Source organism: Rhodopila sp. (assembly GCF_035548235.1).
Classification (GTDB): Bacteria; Pseudomonadota; Alphaproteobacteria; order Acetobacterales; family Acetobacteraceae; genus Rhodopila.
The window spans coordinates 1-2,836 of the sequence record NZ_DASZTJ010000021.1; the positions used below are offsets into that span (position 1 = coordinate 1).

Genomic DNA, 2,836 nt, shown 5'->3' on the forward strand with positions numbered 1-2,836 from the left:
GCCAGGCGCCGTGTTGCCGTTGTAACGACCGTTCGCGGTGTGCGTCAGCTCTCCCCGCAGCAATGTGACCCCGCCCAGGATGCGCACCTGATCCGTCAGTTGGCCGAAGCTGCTCAACTCGATACCGCGATTTCGCTGCTCACCGTCAGCCGTATAGACATTGGTTGACGTGCTGGCGGTGCCGCTGGGCTGGGCGATCTGAAACAGCGCGAGGGTCGTCGTGACGTGGCCCCAGTCGATCTTGGCGCCGATCTCGTATTGGCTGGAAACGAAAGGCGGCAACGCTTCCCCTGCATTGGCATAGCCCACGCCGACGACGGTACCCTGCTGCAACCCTTGAATATAGCTCGCGTACAGGGAAACGTTCTCCCACGGCTTGACCACGATGCCGACAGCCGGCGTCAGCGCATCCTTGTCATAGCTGGACGTGACGGCACCCGTTGTGGAACTGAAGTTGTGCGACTCGATCTGCTGACGCCGCAGGCCCCAGACCAGTTGCACACGCTCATTCAGGATCGACATCGTATCGGCGAAACCGACGCTGGTCAGGTCGACCGCGGTTGTGCGCGGTGCGTCCAGATGGGCATACGCCGGTTCGGGGATGAAGGCGGGGTGGTAGAGGTTCGATTGGATCGAAGCAACGACAGGAAACTGGCTGCCGGACTCGTCGTGGATGCGGTCGGCCGTGAAGGCGATCTGATGCGCGATCGGACCGGTTTCAAAATATCCGCGCACGCCTCCCTGCTGGGAATCGCTGTCGTGGTAGACCGGAAAATTATAGGGCGCCTCCGTCAGGTTGCCGTTGGCGTTATTGATGGTGGCAAAACCGGACAGCAGGTAGCTGCGGTCCTGCCGCCCGCCGACCGCGCCGAAGACGGTCCAGTTGTCGGTGATGTCGTATTCGCCGCGGAACGCTCCGTACCAGTCCTTCACATGGGCATAGGTCCACGGCTGGAACCAATTGGCGTTGGCGCTCGGCGCCTTGGGAACGGGAATGCCCGCGGCAAGATAGGTCGGGCGCAGCGGCGCCTGCGTATCCTCGTCCTGATAGCCCAGGTCCAGCGAGAACCGGGCTCGCCGCCCGCGGTAATCCGCACCCAGCACCGCGTCGCCCAGGTGTTGGGACTGGTGCTCCGTCGACGTGTCGCCGCCGCGATAGGTGCCGTTGAAACGAAGGCCCCATTCGTGGTTTTCGCCGAAGCGCCGCCCGATGTCGATCTGCGTACCGAACTGCGTGTCGGAGGCATAGGTGGTGGTCAATCGCGTGATCGGCTCGTCTTCGGCGCGCTTGGGAACGATGTTGATGGTGCCGCCGACGCTGCCCAGCGGCGGCATCCCGTTGAGCAAGGCGCTGGGACCGTGCAGCACTTCGACGCGCTCGATCGAATCGGCGCTGAAGGACAGGCCGGGGATGACCCCATACAGCCCATTGAGGCTGAAATCCCATGTACTGGCCGGAAACCCCCGGATATAGGGCGCCGACGTATAGCTCATGTCGTTCCAGGTCAGGCGCACCGACGGGTCGTTGACCAGCACGTCGGTCGCAGTGCGGACCTGCTGGTCCCGCAACGTCCTGGACGTGTAGCTGGTCTGGCTGAACGGCGTATCCATGACGTCGCGGTTGCCGAGAAGCCCGACCTGACCACCGGTGGCGACTTGCCCGCCTGGATAGGCAGGCGGCAGGTTGTCGACGAGGCCTTGCGGAGACGACTGCCCGACGACCTGGACCTGGGGCAGCGTCGTGGCCCCATCCTGCGTCGCTGCCGCCGGTTCGAGGGTGACGGTGTTCGCGCCCGTGAACCGGTAGTTGAGGCCCGTCCCGGCAAGCACGCGGGAAAGCGCGTCGGACGGTGCGTACGTTCCCGATACGTTGGCGGAACGCTTGCCTTGCGACAGCGAGGCCGGATAGGCGACCTGCAGGCCCGTCTGCTGGATCAGCGTCCGGATGGCGCTATCCAAGGGTTCCGCCGGGATCTCGACACGGACGGGCCTGCCCTGGCCAACCGTCTGTGCAAGCGCCGGGCAGAGGGACACGCTGGTCCAGCCCAGGGCGGTCGATAAGGCCAAAGCGGTCGCCAGCCTCGGCCGCGGGGTCGGCGTGAAGCCGGTCAGGCCTCGGGTTCTGGTCATCGGTCCTCCTGCACAGGCGGCCGCCCCGAGATCGATCGGCGCAACCAAGAAGCGTTTGCATAGAGAGAGACGGATGACCCCGGCCGGATTCACAATCGGCCGGACGATTTCCTCAGCGAAGAATGAGAAGCCGGTCCGACACGCTGACCAGGGAGGCGCCGCTCAGGCGCGCGAGGTCGCGGACCGCCGCGACCGGATCGTCGAGATTGTAACCACCGCTGACCTTAAGGTCGCGAAGGGCCGGCGTGGCGATGATGATCCAGCCACGGTAATAGCGCCGCAGCTCGTCGACCACTTCCCACAGCGGACGCTGTTGAAAGAACAGGTGGTGGTCGAGCCAGGCGAAGGCGATCTGCGGATCGATCCTGGCCGGCGCCGTCAGCCGGCCGTCCCGATAGCCCCCGGCCTCGCCCGCGCGAAGGCTGCGTGGCGGCGCGCCCTGGCCATCCGGCGCCAACGCCACCTCGCCCTGCCGCACCGCGACGCGCACGTCGTCGCCATCCCGATCGACGGAGAAGGCGGTGCCGATGTCCCGGATCACCACCGGCCCCGCGACCACCTCGAACGGGCGTGCGTCCGCCGCGATCGTAAAGAAGACCCGACCCGCCCGCAGGCGGACGACCCTTTCCGTCTGGGAATAGCGGACATCCACGGCGGAGGCCGTGTCCAAGGTCAGCCGCGTGCCGTCGTCCAGCCGAGCGACCTG

2 protein-coding genes are annotated in these 2,836 nt (G+C 65.8%); both read right to left on the reverse strand.

From position 1 onward, the window contains the following. Window positions 1-2,130: TonB-dependent receptor (locus VHB27_RS01080; RefSeq protein WP_325596815.1), on the reverse strand; the 2,130-nt coding region annotated here is incomplete at its 3' end. A gap of 112 nt (window positions 2,131-2,242) precedes the next feature. Continuing rightward, window positions 2,243-2,836 (reverse strand): FecR family protein (locus VHB27_RS01085; protein WP_325596817.1); only part of this gene is annotated, 594 nt, incomplete at its 5' end.